The 18,616-nt window shown below is 65.5% G+C and carries 18 protein-coding genes and 1 tRNA gene; 13 read left to right on the top strand and 6 right to left on the bottom strand.

Annotated features, from left to right (window positions below; genetic code table 11):
- Window positions 1–90 precede the first annotated feature (90 nt).
- The 3 genes from QRN07_RS13285 (at window position 91) to QRN07_RS13295 (ending at window position 2,690) form a co-directional block, all read left to right on the top strand.
- Complete coding sequence (locus tag QRN07_RS13285; protein WP_285241268.1) at window positions 91–783, top strand: TetR/AcrR family transcriptional regulator; 693 nt, start codon at window positions 91–93, stop codon at window positions 781–783.
- 70 nt (window positions 784–853) lie between these two features.
- The gene (locus tag QRN07_RS13290; protein ID WP_285241269.1) at window positions 854–1,981 is read left to right on the top strand and encodes an L-talarate/galactarate dehydratase; all 1,128 of its coding nucleotides are present in this window, start codon (window positions 854–856) and stop codon (window positions 1,979–1,981) included.
- A gap of 10 nt (window positions 1,982–1,991) precedes the next feature.
- Complete coding sequence (locus tag QRN07_RS13295) at window positions 1,992–2,690, top strand: FadR/GntR family transcriptional regulator (protein WP_285241270.1); 699 nt, start codon at window positions 1,992–1,994, stop codon at window positions 2,688–2,690.
- Window positions 2,691–2,770: 80 nt separating this feature from the next.
- On the opposite strand, the gene QRN07_RS13300 is transcribed toward QRN07_RS13295, so the two are convergent.
- Window positions 2,771–2,853, bottom strand: a tRNA-Leu gene (locus QRN07_RS13300).
- A 375-nt stretch (window positions 2,854–3,228) separates the two neighbouring features.
- Between QRN07_RS13300 and QRN07_RS13305 the strand changes: the two genes are divergently transcribed.
- From QRN07_RS13305 to pknB, 7 genes are read left to right on the top strand one after another with little or no spacing between them, the layout of a single operon-like run.
- The gene (locus QRN07_RS13305) at window positions 3,229–3,972 is read left to right on the top strand and encodes an FHA domain-containing protein (RefSeq protein WP_285241271.1); all 744 of its coding nucleotides are present in this window, start codon (window positions 3,229–3,231) and stop codon (window positions 3,970–3,972) included.
- Between the two features lie 5 nt (window positions 3,973–3,977).
- Complete coding sequence (locus tag QRN07_RS13310; RefSeq protein WP_050684627.1) at window positions 3,978–4,460, top strand: FHA domain-containing protein FhaB/FipA; 483 nt, start codon at window positions 3,978–3,980, stop codon at window positions 4,458–4,460.
- A gap of 2 nt (window positions 4,461–4,462) precedes the next feature.
- The gene (locus tag QRN07_RS13315; RefSeq protein ID WP_285241272.1) at window positions 4,463–6,088 is read left to right on the top strand and encodes a PP2C family protein-serine/threonine phosphatase; all 1,626 of its coding nucleotides are present in this window, start codon (window positions 4,463–4,465) and stop codon (window positions 6,086–6,088) included.
- A complete protein-coding gene (locus tag QRN07_RS13320) occupies window positions 6,085–7,473 on the top strand; it encodes an FtsW/RodA/SpoVE family cell cycle protein (protein WP_285241273.1) in 1,389 nt (462 codons plus the stop codon). The genes QRN07_RS13315 and QRN07_RS13320 overlap by 4 nt, the downstream gene beginning before the upstream one ends.
- Window positions 7,470–8,936 (top strand): peptidoglycan D,D-transpeptidase FtsI family protein, encoded by a 1,467-nt coding sequence (locus QRN07_RS13325; protein ID WP_056599427.1) that lies wholly within the window; start codon window positions 7,470–7,472, stop codon window positions 8,934–8,936. Before QRN07_RS13320 ends, QRN07_RS13325 begins: the two co-directional genes overlap by 4 nt.
- Complete coding sequence (locus tag QRN07_RS13330) at window positions 8,933–10,648, top strand: protein kinase domain-containing protein (protein ID WP_050684568.1); 1,716 nt, start codon at window positions 8,933–8,935, stop codon at window positions 10,646–10,648. The genes QRN07_RS13325 and QRN07_RS13330 overlap by 4 nt, the downstream gene beginning before the upstream one ends.
- 39 nt (window positions 10,649–10,687) lie before the next feature.
- Window positions 10,688–12,613 (top strand): Stk1 family PASTA domain-containing Ser/Thr kinase, encoded by a 1,926-nt coding sequence (pknB, locus tag QRN07_RS13335; protein ID WP_056599424.1) that lies wholly within the window; start codon window positions 10,688–10,690, stop codon window positions 12,611–12,613.
- A gap of 20 nt (window positions 12,614–12,633) precedes the next feature.
- Here the strand turns inward: pknB and QRN07_RS13340 are convergent, their stop codons facing one another.
- The 3 genes from QRN07_RS13340 to QRN07_RS13350 are packed head-to-tail and all read right to left on the bottom strand — an operon-like array spanning window position 12,634 to window position 14,239.
- Entirely contained in the window at window positions 12,634–13,275 is a 642-nt protein-coding gene (locus QRN07_RS13340) for an aminodeoxychorismate/anthranilate synthase component II (protein WP_050684566.1), read from the bottom strand.
- Complete coding sequence (locus QRN07_RS13345; protein WP_164468850.1) at window positions 13,272–13,442, bottom strand: hypothetical protein; 171 nt, start codon at window positions 13,440–13,442, stop codon at window positions 13,272–13,274. Before QRN07_RS13345 ends, QRN07_RS13340 begins: the two co-directional genes overlap by 4 nt.
- 2 nt (window positions 13,443–13,444) lie before the next feature.
- Window positions 13,445–14,239, bottom strand: a complete 795-nt coding sequence (locus QRN07_RS13350) for a class E sortase (RefSeq protein ID WP_050684565.1) — start codon at window positions 14,237–14,239, stop codon at window positions 13,445–13,447.
- A 172-nt stretch (window positions 14,240–14,411) separates the two neighbouring features.
- Between QRN07_RS13350 and QRN07_RS13355 the strand changes: the two genes are divergently transcribed.
- Together QRN07_RS13355 and QRN07_RS13360 are read left to right on the top strand one after the other, a co-directional pair.
- Window positions 14,412–14,663, top strand: coding sequence for a cell division protein CrgA (locus QRN07_RS13355; RefSeq protein ID WP_050684564.1), 252 nt, complete (start codon window positions 14,412–14,414; stop codon window positions 14,661–14,663).
- An 8-nt stretch (window positions 14,664–14,671) separates the two neighbouring features.
- Entirely contained in the window at window positions 14,672–15,289 is a 618-nt protein-coding gene (locus tag QRN07_RS13360) for a DNA-3-methyladenine glycosylase I (RefSeq protein ID WP_285241274.1), read from the top strand.
- Between the two features lie 746 nt (window positions 15,290–16,035).
- On the opposite strand, the gene QRN07_RS13365 is transcribed toward QRN07_RS13360, so the two are convergent.
- Window positions 16,036–16,914, bottom strand: coding sequence for a rhomboid family intramembrane serine protease (locus QRN07_RS13365; RefSeq protein ID WP_285241275.1), 879 nt, complete (start codon window positions 16,912–16,914; stop codon window positions 16,036–16,038).
- A gap of 9 nt (window positions 16,915–16,923) precedes the next feature.
- On the bottom strand, window positions 16,924–17,469 hold the full coding sequence (locus QRN07_RS13370) for a peptidylprolyl isomerase (protein ID WP_050684562.1): 546 nt from the start codon (window positions 17,467–17,469) through the stop codon (window positions 16,924–16,926).
- A gap of 155 nt (window positions 17,470–17,624) precedes the next feature.
- Between QRN07_RS13370 and QRN07_RS13375 the strand changes: the two genes are divergently transcribed.
- Complete coding sequence (locus QRN07_RS13375) at window positions 17,625–18,602, top strand: hypothetical protein (protein WP_050684561.1); 978 nt, start codon at window positions 17,625–17,627, stop codon at window positions 18,600–18,602.
- Window positions 18,603–18,616: the final 14 nt, after the last annotated feature.

Raw genomic sequence — 18,616 nt, forward strand, 5'->3', positions numbered from 1 at the left:
GTTCATTTAGCATCAACTATAGCGGCTGCCGGGCGGGACCGGAAGTGCGCGGATGGAATAATGCTGGAGACCATGACAGAAGGGGCAGCAATGCCGGCAGTATCAGCCACACAGGGACGATCCGCGGGGAAGGACCCGGCAGCCAGAAGGCGCGCCGGGAGGCCGTCGGCAGCCGTACTGGACAAGGCGGGCATCACCGTCGCAGCCCTGGCGCTGATCAGCAGGAAGGGCTACGACGGATTGACCATGGCCGCGCTGGCCCGGTCGCTGGACGTGGCGCCGTCGGCCCTCTACAACCATGTGTCCTCCAAGGATGATGTGCTGCTCCTTGTTGAGGACCACCTGGTGGAGATGGTGGACGTGTCGGGTTTCGGCGCCGGCCCGTGGGATGCCGCCGTGCGCCGGTGGGCCTGGTCCTACCGCGAGGTGTTTGCCCAGCACACACCCCTGATCCCCATTATCGCGGTGCTGCCGGTCGCCAATGCGCCCAAAACACTCGCCATGTATGAGGCGGTAACGGCCGGCTTCGGGGCTGCGGGGTTCCCCGCGGAGAAAACGATCTCCGCCATCGTCGCCCTGGAGGCGTTTGTCTTCGGCGCCGCGTACGACGTCACGGCCCCGGCGGACATTTTCGACGCCGGCACCCTCGCCGCGCAGACTCCCAACTTCACGGCCGCCGTCGACCGGCTGGCAGCCGAGCAGCACCCGCGGCCGGCCGACGTGGCCTTCGGCTTGGGCCTGGAAGCCCTGATCACAGGCTTCGACGCCCTCCGGAACAGGTAAGTCTTGTACTACAAGTTGTAAACTTGTATCCTAAGTGTAGGCAAAGATGCCCCGCCACCTAGGAGAACCCATGAGTCCCGTCGATCTCATCCGCCACGTCAAGCTGTCCACCGCCACGCTGCCGCTCAGCGTCCCCATCAGCGACGCGAAGGTCTTCACCGGGCGGCAGAAGCCCATGACCGAGGTGGTGTTCCTGTTTGCCGAGATCACCACGGAACAGGGCCACACCGGACTGGGTTTCAGTTACTCCAAGCGGGCCGGCGGCCCGGCACAGTACGCCCACGCCAAGGAAGTGGCGGAAGGCATCATCGGGGAAGACCCCAACGACATCGGCCGGATCTACACCAAGCTCCTCTGGGCCGGCGCCTCCGTTGGCCGCTCCGGGGTGGCCACCCAGGCCCTCGCGGCCATCGACATCGCCTTGTATGACCTGAAAGCAAAGCGGGCCGGGCTGCCGCTGGCCAAGCTCCTGGGTGCTTACCGCGATTCCGTCCAGACCTACAACACATCGGGCGGATTCCTGAACGCAAGCCTGGACGAGGTCAAGGCCCGTGCCACCCAACTCCTGGCGGAAGGCATCGGCGGCATCAAGATCAAGGTTGGCCTGCCGGACTCCTCGGAAGACCTGCGCCGTGTGGCGGGCGTCCGGGAGCACATCGGCTGGGACGTGCCGCTGATGGTGGATGCCAACCAGCAGTGGGACCGTGCCACGGCACTGCGGATGGGCCGGCAGCTGGAGCAGTACAACCTCATCTGGATCGAGGAGCCCCTGGACGCCTACGACTTCGAGGGACACGCGCACCTGGCCCACGTCCTGGACACACCCATCGCCACCGGCGAAATGCTGGCCTCCGTGGCCGAACACAAGGGCCTCATCAACGCCAACAGCTGCGACATCATCCAGCCGGACGCCCCCCGGGTGGGCGGCATCACCCAATTCCTCCGCCTCGCGGCCCTGGCCGACGAACGCGGCCTTGGCCTGGCACCCCACTTCGCCATGGAAATCCACCTGCACCTGGCGGCGGCCTACCCGCGGGAACCGTGGGTGGAGCACTTCGACTGGCTCGACCCGCTCTTCGAGGAACGCCTGGAAACCAAGAACGGCCGCATGATTGTCCCGGACCGGCCGGGACTGGGCGTCACCCTGAGCGGCCAGGCACGCGCCTGGACCACCGACTCCGTGGAGTTCGGCGCGTAACCTTGATCCCATGAGCCGAAACCTCACCGCGGACCTCACCGCCGACCTCCGCACCCGGATTGTGGACGGCGTCATCCAGCCGGGCGGGAAACTGCCCAGCGAGAACACGCTGATCAGCGATTTCGGCGTCAGCCGTACGGTGGTTCGCGCGGCCCTGACCCGGCTGCAGGCCGAGGGACTGGTGGAAACGGAACGGGGCAGGGGCAGCTTTGCCCTCACCCCGCCCTCAGAGGCGTCCCCGGCAGCGCCGGGGACGCGGCCCGTGGCCAGTACGGAGGACCGCCTCCACCTGCTGGACTTCCGGCTCGGCGTGGAATCGGAGGCAGCGGCCCTGGCCGCCCGAAACCGCACCGACCGCCAGTTGCGTGCCGTCACAGCCGCCCTGGAAGAATTTACGGCCAGCACGGGCCACCCCGCGCACGCCATGAAGGCGGACTTCGAATTCCACCGGGCAGTGGCCGCCGCATCCGGCAACCCGTACTACTCCGACTGCCTGACCGCCTTGGGGCAGACGATGATCGCCATGCCCCGCACCCGGCTGATGACCGGCGTCGAACATTATGCCCGGGACCACTTCGACCAGGTGGTGCACGAACACCGGTCCATTGCCGATGCCATCGCTGACGGCGACGGATCCGCGGCCGCAGCTGCCATGCGCAGCCACCTTGCCAACTCACGACGCCGGTTCCAGGCTTCCGCGCGTCCGTAGCGTGGCGTGCGGAGCAGGCAGCCGCCAACAGTTAAAACAGGATGGGCCCCGATCCTAAGACCGGGGCCCATCCATTTGCGTGCGCGAGGGGGGATTTGAACCCCCACGCCCTTTCGGACACTGGCACCTGAAGCCAGCGCGTCTGCCGTTCCGCCACTCGCGCGCAACTTCTTTCCCATTTCCGCTCCCGGTTTCCCGGTTATGCGGACTTGCGAAAGCAGCGAGATCAAGCATAACGGACATATGCCGGAAAATACCAATTGAGCCTGGCGGCCCCTCCACCAGCCGTGCCAAAACCCCCGGAACACGGGACGAAATGGCCTTTCCACAGCCCTCCAGGAGCCCCACGGCAGCGTCCGGTGGCTGAACTTTTACGCCAGCCCGGCCGTTGCGGATTAAGGTCATTCCCAGCCCTGCCCAGTAGTATCGGTTCTGGACGTGACTGCCGCGCGCAGTCACAACGCCTGGTGACGGACCGTCACGCGGCGTTCCTGCCAAGGACTATTGCCCCGCAGCCGGGGGGAAAGGAGAAGGACCTATGGGTCTGCTGGATAAAGTGGAACGCGGCATCGAAAAAGCCGTCCGGGGCGTCTTCTCCACCGGCTCCAAAGCACAGGTTGAGCCCGTGGAGATCGCCAGCAGGCTCCGCCGCGAACTCGACAACAAGGCGCTGACGGTTTCGGCCGGCCGGACGCTGGCTGCCAACGTTTTCGACGTTGAGCTGAGCAACGAGGACTTTGCCCGGGCCCAGGAATGGGGTACCCCGCTGGCCGAAGAACTGTGTGACGTGGTGATCAACCACGTCCGCAGCCAGGGTTACACCCTGCAGGGCCCGGTCCGGATCTCCTTCCGCCGGGACGCGGAACTCCGCGCCGGGGACTTCGAAATTGCTTCGGCCACGGAAAAGCAGAACGGTGCCGCGGCCGCGGCACCGGCACGCCCCAACGTGCCGGCCGCCCCCAGCCGCCAGCCCGTGCGCCTGCAGCCCGTGCTGGACATTGACGGGCAAAGGTACTCACTGAACGCGCCGTCCATCGTGCTGGGCAGGTCCTCCGAGGCTGACATCCTGGTGGAGGACACCGGCGTTTCACGCCGGCACCTGGAGATCCGCACCGCCAACGGCGTGACCAGCGCCGTGGACATGGGTTCCACCAACGGCAGCTACGTCAACGGGCAGCGCGTGGCCGGCAGCACCGAACTCACAGACGGCTCCACCATCACGATGGGACGGACAAAGATCATCTTCCGCCTGCTTCCCGCCGGACCCGGTGGTTCCGCATGAATGACATGAGCGATCTCACCATCACAGTGCTGCGGTTCGGCTTCCTGCTGCTGCTGTGGGTCCTCATCTTCAGCATTGTCTCGGCCATGCGCCGGGACCTTATGGTGGGACGGAAAGCCGCTTCCGGCGCCCCCACCGCCCGCGAAGTCCGCCGCAACCCCGAACTTGCCGAGGCTCCCCCGCAGCCCGTCAAGCTGCAGGCCCACCAGTTGGTGGTGGTCGAAGGGCCATTGAAGGGCACTACCATTCCGCTGGCCGCGAGCCCCATCCTGCTGGGCCGCGCCCAGGAAGCCACCCTGGTGCTTGAGGACGATTACGCTTCAGGCCGCCACGCGCGCCTGTTCCCGCAGGGCAGCCGCTGGTTCATCGAGGACCTGGGTTCCACCAACGGAACCTACCTGGCAGACCAGCAACTCACCCGGGCGCTGCCCGTTGAACCAGGCGTTCCCGTGAGAATCGGCAAGACGGTCATCGAATTGAGGCCGTAGCCGTGGCTGCTCCCGAAAACCCCGCCACCGGGCACCTGCCCGCGCAGCGGCCCCTCATCATGCGCTTCGCGGCGCAGTCCGACGTGGGCCGGATCCGCTCCAAGAATGACGATTCCGCTTACGCCGGCCGGCATCTGGCCGTGGTGGCGGACGGCATGGGCGGGCACGCGGGCGGCGACGTCGCCTCCGCCGCCACTGTCCTGGACATGATCCACCTGGACCGCGCAGACTACAACGATGACGCCGGCACCATCCTGGCCGATGAAATCCAGACCGCCAATTCACTGCTTTCCGAACTGGTGCACATCAATCCCAAACTCGCGGGAATGGGCACCACCGTCACGGCCCTCCTGCTGGCCGGCGGCCGGCTGCACTTCGCCCATATCGGGGACTCCCGCGCGTACCGCCTGCGGGCCGGGACATTCGAGCAGGTCAGCGTTGACCACACCTTCGTCCAGCGGCTCATTGACGAAGGCAGGCTGCGGCCCGAAGAAGCCGAAACCCACCCGCATAAAAACGTTCTGATGCGTGTGCTGGGCGATGTGGATGCCAGTCCCGAACTTGACCTGGACACCCTGGATGTCCTGCCGGGCGACCGCTGGCTGCTGTGCTCCGATGGCCTGAACTATGTTGCCGGGCATGCCGTGGAGAGGACTGTCCGCGAGACGAAGGACCTCCACGAGTGCGCCGGGATCCTGGTGGACCTCACCCTGGAGGCAGGTTCCCCGGACAACGTCACCGTGGTGGTGGTGGACATCGTGGAGGAAACGCCCGACGACGTCCACACGGCCGCCGTGGAAGTGATCCAGCAGCAGCCGGCCGGGTCCGCCCCTGCCGCCAAGGAACCGGCGTCCAGTCCGGCCGCGGCCGGTCCAGGGGCCGAACCGGCAACACCCGACGCTGCCGGCACTGCTGCCGGGCACCCGCCGGATTCCGGTGCCACCGACCCCCACCTGGGCGAACACCTGTCGGCGGAGGTGCTGCGCGAGGAGCTCTCGTCCCGCCCCCACGAATTGGTGGGCTCTGCGGCGCTGGCCGCCGAATCAGGGTCAATCCCCACCATCGCGGGCCGTACTGTCGCCCGCCGGGCGGCAACCCTGCTGACCCACAAGGCAGAGGGGCAAGGCAGCGACGCCGATGACGTCCCGGTCCCGCTGAAGACCCGCCGGTGGATCACCTGGTCCATCGCTGCAGCCGTACTGGTGTTCCTCACCGCCGGCCTGTGGCTGGGCTACGCCTGGACCCAGACCCGCTACTACGTGGGCGAATTCGACTCGCGCGTGGCTATCTACAATGGCGTTTCGCAGCGCCTTGGCCCCATCCAGCTGTCCACGCTGGAGGCCGTCACCGACATCCGGATGGACTCCCTGCCGCAGTTCTCCCAGCAGCGCGTCCGCCAGACAGTGCCCGCCAACGACCTCTACGACGCGCAGCGGATCGTAAAAAACCTTGAACTGACCGGCTCCCCCTCACCCGAGGAGGACTGCGTGACGGCTTCGGCCGCCCCCACCCAGACCGCGTCGCCCACCCCCGCCCCCACAGGAACGGCGACAGCTCCAGCCACGCCGGCGCCGGGCAGCCCCACACCCACGCCAAGTCCCACCGTTACCTGCGAGGCCGCACGATGAGCCAGCTGAGCACCATGCCAAAACCCCGCCGGAACGTCGAACTGGCCTTGCTGGTCCTGGCCCTTGCCGTGGGGATCGGTGCCAACATGCTGGTGGGTGTGGATCAGGAGAAGGCGTTCGACTCCGACTTCTGGTTCCAGTCGAGCCTCCTGGCCGTGGCGGCCCTGGTTTTCCATGTGGTCCTCCGGCTCCGCGCTAAATATGCCGATCCAGTAATACTTCCGATCGTGGTGGCCCTCAACGGTCTCGGCCTGGCCATCATCCACCGCCTGGACGCTCCAAACCAGGACACCGGCAACAACCAGCTGCGGTGGACCCTGATCGCCATGGCCGTGGCCATTGCCGTGATCTGGTTCCTCCGCGATCACCGCGTACTCCGCCGGTTCACGTTCATTTCACTGGCTGCCAGCGCCTTGCTCCTCCTGCTGCCGCTCATCCCCGGGATCAGCGCCGGTGAAATCCTCGGCGCCAGGGTGTGGATCCAGATCGGGCCCATGACGTTCCAGCCCGGCGAAGTAGCCAAGATCACGCTTGCAATATTCTTTGCCGGGTATCTTTCCTCAAACCGCGACCTGATCCTGCTGGCCGGCCGCAAAGTCGGTCCCCTGCAGTTTCCGCGGTTCAAGGACATGGGCCCCATGATCACGGCGTGGCTGGTCAGCATCGGCGTGCTGATCTTCCAGCGCGACCTCGGCTCGTCGGTGCTCTTCTTCGGACTGTTCATCGTGATGATCTACGTGGCCACCAGCCGGATCAGCTGGGTGGTGATCGGCCTGGCGCTGATCCTGGGCGGCGGCTTTGTTGCCGCCCAGGTCTTCTCCCACGTGGAACAGCGGATCTATGGGTGGCTCAATGCCTTCAGCCCGGACGTATACCGGGACGGAAGCCGGCAGGTCATCGAAGGACTGTTCGGGATGGCCAACGGCGGCCTGGTGGGTACCGGCCTGGGCCAGGGGCGGCCAGACCTGGTCCCCTTCGCCAACAGCGACATGATCATCGCGTCCATCGGCGAGGAGCTCGGACTCATCGGCCTGTTCGCCGTTGTCCTGCTGTATCTGCTGCTCTTCACCCGCGGCTTCCGGGCAGCACTGGGCACCCGCGACGCCTTCGGGAAGCTGCTGGCATGCGGCTTGTCCTTCGCCGTCGCCCTGCAGTGCTTTGTGGTCATCGGCGGGGTCACCCGGCTGATCCCGCTCACGGGCCTGACCACACCGTTCCTCGCGGCCGGCGGTTCATCGCTGCTGGCCAACTGGATCATTGTGGGCCTGCTCCTATTGATCTCGCACACCGCCCGCGGCCCGGTGGACACCACACCGCTGCCTCCCGCCGGCGCAGCGGAATCCACCGGCATCGATACTCCCACCCAGGCGGTGAAACAGGCATGAACCAGGCAATCCGTAACTCCTGGGTGGCAGCAGTTGCCATGTTCGCCCTCATTTTTGGCGCAATCAGCTTTGTGCAGGTGGTGGGCGCCGACGACCTTAAGGCCAACCCGCTGAACCAACGGGCCGTCCTGCAGAACTTCTGCAACGACCGCGGTGCCATCATTGTGGGCGGCGATCCCGTTGCGGAGTCCGTGGAAGGCACCTCCGAAGTGTGTGCCTTCCAGCGCACCTATCCCCAGGGGGATCTGTACGCGGGCCTCACCGGGTACTTCTCGCAAAGCTATGGCGCCACCGGCCTGGAACAGTCCATGGGCGAGGTCCTGGCCGGGAATTCGGACCAGCTGTTCCTGGACCGGATCGGCCAGTTGTTCCTGGGCAGCCAGCCCAAGGGTGCCTCCGTGGAACTGACCATCGACCCGGAACTGCAGAAACTGGCTTACAGCCTGATACCGGACGGCCAGCGCGGCTCGATTGTGGTCACCGACCCGAAGACCGGGGCCATCCTGGCCATGGTGTCCAAGCCTTCGTACGACCCCAACACCGTGGCCACGCAGGACCGCACGGCTGAGCAGGCAGCGATGGATCAGCTGATCAAGGTTCCCGGGATCAACCTGAACCAGAATGTCAGCGGACCCACAGGCGAGCTCCTGGCCCCGGGATCCGTCTTTAAGCTGGTGGACACCGCAGCGGCCCTCGCCTCGGGGAAGTACAACAAGGACAGTGTGTTGCCCAACCCGGCGCAGCTGCCCTTCGACGGCATCGATTACAGCCTGCCCAACTACGCCGGCGGAAACTGCTATACCCGCACCGAGGCCAGTTTCGCCTTCGCCCTGCAGCAATCCTGCAATACACCCTTCGCCAGCATCGCCCTGGACCTGGGCCGGGACGCGATCGCCGAGCAGGCAAAAAAATTCGGCATCGGCGAGGACGTGGGCGACCAGCTGAAGCTGGCCCACGCCACGGACAACAGCTTCCCCGACGACCTTGACGGTCCGGGGCTGGCGCAGTCCTCAGTGGGGCAGAAGGATGTCCGGGCAACTCCCCTGCAGATCAACATGATGACGGCAGCGATCGCCAACGACGGCGTCCAGATGGCTCCCAGCCTGATCAAAACCCTGCGCTCACCTGACCTGCGGGTCATCGACGAACCACAGCCTGAACAGTTGCGGACCTCCACAACTCCCGAGATTGCCAACCAGATTACCGAGTGGATGGAAAGCGCGGTAAGCCAGGGCATTGCCCGTGGCGCCGCTGTACCGGGTGTGGAAGTCGCCGGCAAGACCGGCACCGCAGAGCTCGGGAACGCCGGCGGCACCAACAATTCCTGGTTTACGGGTTTTGCTCCAGCAGGCAACCCTCAGGTGGCCGTCACCATCGTGATGGAAGACGTAGACGTTGTTACCGGCGCACAGCTAACCAGTCCGAACGCGAAGAAGATTTTTGAGGCGGTGTTGAATAAGTGAGGCCTACAACCGGAATCACCCTCGGCGGCAGATTCCAGCTGACCACGCGGATTGCGATCGGCGGGATGGGGGAGGTCTGGAAAGCCAAGGACCTGGTCCTTGGCCGCATCGTCGCCATCAAGGTGCTGAAAGAGGAATACACCGGGGATCCGGGCTTCCTCCAGCGCTTCCGCGCTGAGGCCCGCCACACCGCCCTGCTCAACCACGTGGGCATCGCCAACGTCTTCGACTACGGCGAGGAGGAGGGCTCCGCCTACCTGGTGATGGAACTGGTGCCCGGCCAGCCGCTGAGCAGCATCATCGAGCACGAACAGGTGCTGTCCCCGGACCGTACCCTGTCCATGATTGCCCAGACTGCCCGGGCCCTGTCCGTGGCCCACGCCCAGGGCCTGGTGCACCGGGACATCAAGCCCGGAAACCTCCTGATCACCCCTGACGGCCGGGTTAAGGTCACTGACTTCGGCATCGCCAGGCTCGCCGACCAGGTGCCGCTGACCCAAACCGGGCAAGTCATGGGAACGGCCCAATACCTGGCTCCGGAGCAGGCCACCGGCCAGACCGCCACCGGTTCCTCCGACATCTATTCGCTGGGCGTCATCGGCTACGAATGCCTCACCGGCCACCGCCCGTTCTCCGGGGAATCGCAGATTGCCATCGCGCTGGCCCAGGTCAACGATGCGCCGCCGCCGCTGCCCGAAACCCTGCCCACTCCCGTACGCGCCCTCCTGATGTCCATGCTGGCCAAGGACCCCAAGAACCGTCCCGCCAACGCCATCAAGCTGTCGGAAGCCGCCGAGGCCATCCGCAACGGGGACATCAGCGCCGCCCGCGCGGCAGTGCCGGGCATGCTCCTTTTCGATTCCGGCACGGGCCCCGTCACCGCGCCGGTGGACACGGCCACTGCGCCCACCAGCGTGGTGGGCACCCAGCGGGACGCTCCAACGCACACCTCGGCATTGCCCGCCGTGGGTGCGGCAGCAGCGGGTGCGGCAGCCGGTGCAGGGGCCGCCGCCGCCCAGGACGCCGACGCGCCCCAGGGAACGCTGGCCCGGGCCAACGCGCTGGCCGCGGAGCGGAGCTGGAGCCAGGACGAGCCAGCGTACGACGACGAGCCCGCCGACCAGCCCAAACGCAAGGGCCGCAGCCCTTGGACCTGGCCGTTGGTGGCACTGATCCTGCTGGGGCTGTTTGTGCTCGTGGGGGTCTTCCTCAACCAGCAGGGACTGTTTTCCCCGTCCGACGACACCACTGCCGGACCCACGTCCAGCAGCCCGCAGGCCACCAGCGCCAGCCCCACCCGGTCCGCGCCGCCCTCATCAGCGCCGCCCACCACTGAGCCGGTCACCACCCCGCCGCCGACCACCAGCGAAGCGCCGGAGACTGTGGACATCATTCCGGCGGCCTACTTGGGCAGGTCGTACCAGCAGGTGCGCACCGACCTGGTCAACCTCGGGCTCGGAGTCAACGGCGTCACCCAAGTCACCGATGACGCTGAACCTGGCACCGTCCTGGATGTGAATCCGTCGGGTCCCGTCCCCCCGGGCTCAACAATCACTGTCACCTACGCAGTCGCCCCGCAGACCACCGAGCCGCCGGCACCCACTACGGCAGCACCCACCAAGGAGGCTCCCACGACCGCTCCGTCCGCTCCGACCGTCACCGATTGCGCCACCGGCCAGCTGCCGGGAGCGCAGGCAACCTGTAAACCGTAAGCAACGGAACAACCAGTGACGGACCCATCGCGCACCCCGATGCACCGGGAGGACAACCTCCCGGTGGATATCCGGCGCGTCCTGAGCGAACGCTACGAACTGGGTGAACTGATCGGCCGCGGGGGCATGGCCGATGTCCACAGGGGCCTCGACACCCGGCTGGGACGGACCGTTGCCATCAAGCTGCTCCGGCCCGACCTTGCCCGGGACCCGCAGTTCCAGGCCCGGTTCAAGCGCGAGGCCCAAGCCGTAGCGGCCCTCAACCACCCGTCCATCGTGGCGATTTATGACACCGGCGAACACCTGGTCCATGACGGATCGGAAGAGACCGTCAAGGTGCCCTACATCGTGATGGAGTTCGTGGACGGACAGACCCTCCGCGACCTCATCCGGGCCAAGGACGTCACGATTCCCCAGGCCATCGAATACTGCCTCGGTGTCCTGGGTGCCCTCGAATACAGCCACAAAGCAGGGATCGTCCACCGGGACATCAAGCCGGCCAACGTGATGTACTGCGCCGGGCCCAACACGGTGAAGGTCATGGACTTCGGCATCGCCCGTGCCATTGCCGATTCCTCGGCCACCATGACGCAGACGCAGGCGGTAGTGGGTACCGCCCAGTACCTCTCTCCTGAGCAGGCACGGGGAGAGTCCGTGGATGCCCGCAGCGACCTGTACTCCGCGGCCTGCCTGCTGTACGAAATGCTGACCTCCCGGCCGCCCTTCATCGGTGACAGCCCGGTGTCCGTGGCCTACCAGCACGTCCGTGAAATACCGGAACCGGCCAGCAGCATCAATCCGGACGTGACGCCCGCCCTGGATACGGTCCTGGCCAAGGCGCTGCAGAAAAACAGGGACGACCGTTTCCAGGACGCAGCGGCTTTCCGCCGGGCGCTCCGGGCAGCCCGGTCCGGCATTCCCGTGCCTGCCGTTGCCGCCTCGGAAGCCCCCACCGACCCCAACGACCATGTTCCCGCCCCCGCGGCGCCTCCCACCGAGGCTTTCGCCCTTGCGGGGACAGGACGGGCTGACGATGCGCCAACCGGGATCATGGCCGCCAGCTCGTTCGCATCGACCCGCGATGCAGCCACTGAGTCCTGGGGCAACAGCGACGCCGGCAAATTTGATCCGCCGCCCGCCGATGCGCTGCCGCTGGGCCTCACCCCCGAACGCGACCGGACTGCAGGACAGAAGTCACGCCGTCGTGCGTGGATTGCCACGCTGGTGGTCTTCACGCTGCTGATACTGGCGGGAGGCGGCCTATGGCTGTACAACTCCGTCAACAGGCCCGCTCCCGCCGCACCGAAGGTGCAGGTGCCTTCGGTCTCCACCATGACTGAATCGGCGGCTCTGCAGGAGCTCTACAACGCCGATTTGCGGCCCAAAATTGTCAGGCAGGCCAGCGACTCGGTGGCCAAGGGCACCGCGCTGGGGACCGACCCCACCACCGGCACGGAGCTGGATCCCGGCGCTGAAATCCTGCTGAACATCTCCGAGGGACCCAGCGCAGTGAAGATCCCCGACAGCCTGCCAGGCGCCACTGAGGCGGCTGCGCGTGACATCCTGCGGCAGATGGGCCTGGTGGGTGCGCCCACCACTACAACGGCCAACAGCGCAACGGTCCCGGCCGGCATTGTCATCACCTCCAGCCCCGCGCCCGGCCAGTCGGTGGGCGTCGGGTCCACTGTTGAGCTGGTGGTCTCCACCGGGAAGGTGGCGGTTCCCGAGCTGCGCGGCCGGACACGCGAAGAAGCCGAGACTGCCCTCAAGGCGCTGAGCCTGGTTCCGGTGGTGGCGGAGGTTGAAAATTCCGAGGTCGAAGCCGGCCGGGTGACCGACCAGTCAGCGCCCGTCAATGCCACGCTGGAACAGGGCAGCACCGTGAACATCGTGGTGGCCAAAGCTCCGCCGCCGCCACCCACACCCACGCCGACTCCAACGCCGACAGCGACCAAAAAGAAGTAACAGGAGCCAGGACCGCGGGGTCAGTGCTGGATGAGGGGGCTGAGCGTAGCCGCTTTGGCCGCGGCACCCGCCATGCCGAGCGATTCCAGCCAGTTGCCCAGCATCTGGTAGCCGCCCTCGGTGAGGACCGATTCGGGGTGGAACTGGACGCCGCACAGCGGTGCTGTCCGGTGCTGGAGCCCCATCACCACCCCTGACGCTGTCTGGGCCGTGATTTCCAGGACCTCCGGAATGGTTTCGCGGACCGCTGCCAGCGAGTGGTAGCGGGTAGCCGTCACCGGCGACGGCAACCCGGCGAAGACGCTGGTGCCCGTGTGCTCCACCAGGGACGTCTTGCCGTGCATAAGTTCCGGGGCGTGCGTGACGGTCCCTCCGAAGGCCTCAGCCAGTGCCTGGTGTCCAAGGCAAACACCAAACATCGGGCTGCTGTTCTGCCCGCACCATTTGATCAGCTCGATGCAGACGCCGGCCTCGGCCGGGTTGCCGGGGCCGGGGGAGATCAGGACACCGTCGCGGGTGCTGGCCAGTTCAATGGCCTCTGCTAGGGTCACGTCGTCGTTGCGCACCACTGTGGTTTCGGCGCCGAGCTCCTGGAGGTAGCCCACCAGGGTGTAGACGAAACTGTCGTAGTTATCCACTACGAGGATCTTGGCTGTGGTCATGGCTGGCTTTGGGAACCAATCGTTGAGTCGGTGAACTGGGTGTACTGGGACATCCACGGGAAAAGGTACAAAACCATCAATACCAGTGCCACGCCAATCAGCACCAGCGAGATGGCGATCCGCAGCCACAACGGACCCGGAAGGTGGTGGAACAGCCAGCTGTACATGCCTACCCCTGTCCCATGGCGGCCGCTACCTGGCCTGCTATTTCCGCGGGCGGTCCTGCAGCGGCGGGACGCCACTCGTCCAGCAGGGCGTACGCGATGATGCGCTCTTCGGCGCCGAAGCGCGGGTTGCAGCTGGTCATGGTCAGGTAGCTTTCGGTGGGTTCAACGCCGGGCCGGGTGGGAACGGGCTCCAGGACGTCCGTTCGCGAGGGCATCACAATCTGGTTGTTGCGGAATACGTAGACGTAGAAACCGTCTTTGGTCTGGACATAGATTTTGTCACCCGGGACCAGGGTATGGATGTTGTCCAGGACCGCGCCGTGGGTTTGCCGGTGGCCGGCGACGGCAAAATTGCCCACCGCTCCCGGCATGGCCGTGTTGGCGTAGTGTCCCAGCCCCAGGGTGTCCAGGACATCCCCTGTTGTTCCCTGCACGATGGGGCGGGTGTAATCCGCGCCGAACCTGGGGATGTACATGATGCCGATGGTTCCGGCGTGGCCTGGAGCTACGCCCACCACGGGGGCGCCAAAGTCGTCAGCGGCCGACGGCGGTGCTGCCGCCGCCGGGTTTGCGGAGGGATCCGCTGACCCGCCAAGGTCCCGCGCGAATTCCTTGATCACCCGGGACTGCGCGGCGTCTGATTCCACATTGGTCCACCAGAGCTGCCAGGCGACAAAAAGCAGCAGGATGACGCCCGCCGTAATGAGCAACTCCCCGGCAACGCCGACCACGCGGCGCACGACGTTGCCGCGGGGAGGAGGAGCGGCCGCGCGTCGGGCCCTCTGCTGCAATACCACTCGTTCTCCTTGGCGGCTCCACTGGACGCAGGCGGCCCAGGAACTACAGCTAGAATTGGCTGCTAGTAAGAATCCAGATTTGACCAAGATCGTGCAGACCACTGGCTATTTCCTTCTTGCAGGATATCAAGGCCAGGTTGCCGAACTTGTCCCAGCCCGCCAAGGAGACCCAGTGCCCGAGTCGAAACCGCGCAAGAAGACTGCCAGCGCCCCGCAGCAGGCGTCGTCCCAGGCGTACAAACCGAATCCGGTCTGGTTCAAGCCCGTAATGTTCGGCCTGATGCTTATTGGCCTGTTCTGGATCATCACTTTTTACATCAGCGAGGGCCGGTTCCCGGTCCAGGCCTGGGGATCGTGGAACATTGTGGCCGGTTTTGGCATCGCCATCGTCGGCTTCCTGATGACCACGCGGTGGCGCTCCTAGCGCCAGCCGTGGAACCGGACACTGCCGGCGTCGTCACCGGACCGGACGGGTTGTCCCGGCCTGCCTGGGCCGCCACCAACCCGCTGATGCAGGACTATTACGACCACGAGTGGGGCCTGCCTGTCAGGGACGAGCAGGGGCTCTACGAACGCATCTGCCTCGAGGGGTTCCAGGCCGGCCTGTCCTGGGCCACGATACTGCGGAAGCGGCCCGCCTTCCGGGCTGCCTTCGCCGGCTTCGACCCAGAGGCCGTCGCCTTGTTCACCGACCACGACGTGGAGCGCCTGCTGCAGGATCCGGGCATTGTCCGCAACCGCCTCAAAATCCAGGCGACCATCAGGAACGCGCAGGCTACCCTCTCATTGCGGGGTGACGGTGGACTGGTGGACTTCGTCTGGCAGTTCCAACCGGCCAGCACGCCCACCCCTGCCCGTCACTCAGACATACCCACCAGCTCTCCTGAATCCGCGGCCCTTTCCAAGGCCCTGCGCGGTAAAGGGTTCTCCTTCGTGGGACCCACCACCATGTTCGCCCTGATGGAGGCTATCGGCATGGTGGATACCCACCTCATGGACAGCCACAGGCGCGGCTCATCGGGAATCTGGCCTGCGCTGGGCCCTGCATAGGTCTTCAGCTTTTCCCCAACTGTTGGGAAAGTTATCCACAGTGTGGATAACGTCCGGTGCTGCCGGGTGCGCCCGGCCCACAGGCCCCCAATGGCGGCAGTGGGCCCGTTCCGTGGCCAGGTGACGGTTATTAACAGTGTGGATTGCCTGTGGATAAATCCGGGCATTCCCACAACGGCACCGGGGCTCGTGGAGCCGATGCGCCGCGTTTGAAGCACCTTCATTAAACAGCGCACCGATTGACCCGCTCCCCGGCTGGCTGTCCGCCTGCAAGCCTGCGGCGTACTTATCCACTTACCAACACCGGGATACCCACAAGTTATCCACAACTGTGGATACAGGGGCGGCCCGATTCGCGAAAATCACCGGAATGGGGGCGATCGTGCCCTGTTTTTATGGCTTAACTACACCGATGTCACTTATTAACAGTGTGCAAAAGCCTGTTGAAAGCAGGCCGGCTGGCCTGGGACCGCACGCAGCCATGGCAATCTTTGCGTGGTTTATCCACATTTGGAGCATTTGCAGCCCGGTTTTCCACATACACACACTGGTATCCCCAAGAGTTATCCACAGCTGTGGATTCCGCTGTACCGTTCGGTAACAAAAGCCCGGCAGGGCGCTCCAGAGGCCGATGGCCTGCTTGAACTACATGCGTGTAAGTTACCAACACTGTGGATAATCCCTGTGGATAACAAAAACCCCCAACGCCGGGTGGCGTTGGGGGTTCCGTTGGAAGCTGAGGGCTGTCAGAGGCTCACCCGTACCCAGGCGGCCACCGACAGCAGGAGCAGGAGAGCCACCAGCCCTGCGGCCTGGATCAGTCCCTGCCGGGGCCCGCGGGGGGTGTAGGCGATAACGGCTGCTGCCAGTGCACCCGTGACCAGGCCGCCCAGGTGGGCCTGCCAGGCGATCTGCGGCACCAGGAAGCCGATGACACCATTGATGGCGATCAGGATCCACAGCTGCCTCGTGTCCCCGCCGCGCTGGCGCTGGACCAGCAGCATGGCGCCGAACAGGCCGAAGATGGCACCCGAGGCACCCACCACCCCGTACAGCGGCTGGCCTGGACTGTAGAGGGAGGTCAGCAGGAGGTAGCCTACGGACCCGCCAAAGGCCGAGAGCAGGTAAAGGGCAAGGAAACGGACGCGGCCCAGCAGCGGCTCGAGCGCCTGGCCAAAAATCCAGAGCATGTACATGTTCAGGGCGATATGCAGGACAAAACCCTGCGAATGCAGGAAAGCGGAGGTAACCATCCGCCACGGCTCAAACTCGCCGTATTGGGGTTCCGCGTAAATGTTCGCGAAGCCGAGGGCCTGGTAGATGGCATCGTTGGGCACCAACCACTGCAGGACATACAGGAGGGCGCAGGCGGCGATAAGCACGAACGTCACCAAAGGTTTGCCCGTTGCTACGGCGCCGCCGTAAACAGACCGTACTTCCGGCGTCGAACGTTTTGCTTCGTTGACGCAGTCAACGCATTGGAATCCAACGGCGGCCGCCCGCTGGCACTCCGGGCAGGCAGGCCGCCCGCAGCGTTGGCAGCTGACGTAGGAGGGCCTGTCCGGGTGCCGTGGGCACACCGGAGCCTGGGCGGACGGCTCAGCCGAAGGAATTCCGTAACTCATGGTGCGGTGTTACAGCTGTTCGATGTCGATGCTGTTGATGGTGACATCCTCCACCGGACGGTCACCCATGCCGGTGCGAACGCCCTCGATCGCGTCCACTACCTTGCGGGACTCATCGTCCGCCACCTCGCCGAAGATGCTGTGCTTGCCCTGCAGCCAGTCGGTGGGGATGGTGGTGATGAAGAACTGCGAACCGTTGGTTCCCTGGCCCATCTGGATGCCGGCGTTCGCCATGGCCAGCTTGTAGGGCTGGTTGAAGCTGAGTTCGGGGTGGATTTCGTCGTCGAAGCGGTAGCCCGGTCCGCCGGTACCGCGGCCCAGCGGATCGCCGGCCTGGATCATGAAGTCCTTGATGATGCGGTGGAAGATGGTTCCGTCATACAGCGGCGTGCCGGACTTGGCCTCACCGGTTTCCGGGTGGGTCCAGTCCTGCTCGCCGGTGGCGAGGCCCACGAAGTTCTTCACTGTCTTGGGCGCGTGGTTACCGAAGAGGTTAACCACGATGTCGCCGAGGCTCGTGTGGATGGTTGCTTTTGCAGTTGCGATGGCAGTCATGGCCCCCATTCTCCCATGCCACCCTGGGGGAGTGCCTGCAGCACCGGCAGTTCCGCGCTGGGTGAAATATGCCTAAAATCCGCAGAGTGAATAGCCGGTGAAGAGCTGGGCACGTAGGCTAACCACAGAACCGTCACATTAATCGGGAGGTAGTTGTGAAGAAGTCGGACCGAATTGCCCGTGACCTCGAGCAGTCAGTCACCAGCGCAGTGGAGAATGCCCGGGATTGGGCCACCCCCCGCGTGGAAGCAGCTGTGGATTGGGCGGTACCCCGCCTCCAGCACAGCCTGGACACTGCGTCTCCCAAGATCCAGGAGGGCCTGAAGTCCGCTGCCCACAACCTGGCCGACGGCGTTGCAACAGTTACGCCGCGGATCCAGGATGGCTTGGCGCACCTTGCCCCCCGGATCAGCGACGTTGTGGACAATGCCTCGCCCCGCCTGCATGAGGCCCTCGACAAGGCGGCCCCCGTGGTGCTGAACGCCCGCGACCGGGTGGTTGTTGACTACCTGCCCCGCCTGTCGGACCAGATCGGCAACGCCTCCGAGGCTGTGCACCGCACCCTTGAAGGTGCGCCGGCACGCGTTGATGCCGTAGCCCAGCGCCTCGGTGACGCCGGGATCGTCCACTCGTTCCAGGACCAGGCCCATGCGGCAGGCAGCCAGCTGAAGGCCGCAGCGGCCGGGGCCGGGAAGGCTGTAGGAATCCAAGTGGCCCAGCCAAAGCCTAAGAAGCGCGGTTGGCTGGTCTTCGGCATTGTGGCAGCAGCGGTCGCCGCCGGTGTTGCCGCATGGAAGGCCTCCAAGCCGGTGGAGGATCCATGGAAGACGCCTTCACCCGTGAAGCCCACGCCCGCCCCCGTTCCCGCCACCACGGTCAACGACGTAAAGGAAAACACCGCTGACGCTGCAGAGAACGCAGCCGGCGCAGCTTCCTCCGCCGTGGCCGCGGCCAAGGACAAGGCAGCGGACGTTGCAGGGGACGTCAAGGACGGCGTCGACGACGCCGCAGATAAGGCCAAGCACGTTGCCGGTGACGCCGCTGATGCAGCCGCCAAGGTTGCCACGGACGCCAAGACGGCCACGAAGAACATCGCCGCCAACATCGGCCACACGGACAAGGGCACCAACTAACTGTCCCCACCGAT

It is taken from the genome of Pseudarthrobacter sp. MEB009, assembly GCF_030208875.1.
GTDB lineage: Bacteria > Actinomycetota > Actinomycetes > Actinomycetales > Micrococcaceae > Arthrobacter.

Excerpts from the sequence above, each read along its gene's own strand:
- QRN07_RS13285 (WP_285241268.1), top strand. The coding sequence starts at position 91 with ATGCCGGCAGTATCAGCCACACAGGGACGATCCGCGGGGAAGGACCCG.
- QRN07_RS13290 (WP_285241269.1), top strand. The coding sequence starts at position 854 with ATGAGTCCCGTCGATCTCATCCGCCACGTCAAGCTGTCCACCGCCACG.
- QRN07_RS13295 (WP_285241270.1), top strand. The coding sequence starts at position 1,992 with ATGAGCCGAAACCTCACCGCGGACCTCACCGCCGACCTCCGCACCCGG.
- QRN07_RS13305 (WP_285241271.1), top strand. The coding sequence starts at position 3,229 with ATGGGTCTGCTGGATAAAGTGGAACGCGGCATCGAAAAAGCCGTCCGG.
- QRN07_RS13310 (WP_050684627.1), top strand. The coding sequence starts at position 3,978 with ATGAGCGATCTCACCATCACAGTGCTGCGGTTCGGCTTCCTGCTGCTG.
- QRN07_RS13320 (WP_285241273.1), top strand. The coding sequence starts at position 6,085 with ATGAGCCAGCTGAGCACCATGCCAAAACCCCGCCGGAACGTCGAACTG.
- QRN07_RS13325 (WP_056599427.1), top strand. The coding sequence starts at position 7,470 with ATGAACCAGGCAATCCGTAACTCCTGGGTGGCAGCAGTTGCCATGTTC.
- pknB (WP_056599424.1), top strand. The coding sequence starts at position 10,688 with ATGCACCGGGAGGACAACCTCCCGGTGGATATCCGGCGCGTCCTGAGC.
- QRN07_RS13340 (WP_050684566.1), bottom strand. The coding sequence starts at position 13,275 with ATGACCACAGCCAAGATCCTCGTAGTGGATAACTACGACAGTTTCGTC.
- QRN07_RS13345 (WP_164468850.1), bottom strand. The coding sequence starts at position 13,442 with ATGTACAGCTGGCTGTTCCACCACCTTCCGGGTCCGTTGTGGCTGCGG.
- QRN07_RS13365 (WP_285241275.1), bottom strand. The coding sequence starts at position 16,914 with ATGAGTTACGGAATTCCTTCGGCTGAGCCGTCCGCCCAGGCTCCGGTG.
- QRN07_RS13370 (WP_050684562.1), bottom strand. The coding sequence starts at position 17,469 with ATGACTGCCATCGCAACTGCAAAAGCAACCATCCACACGAGCCTCGGC.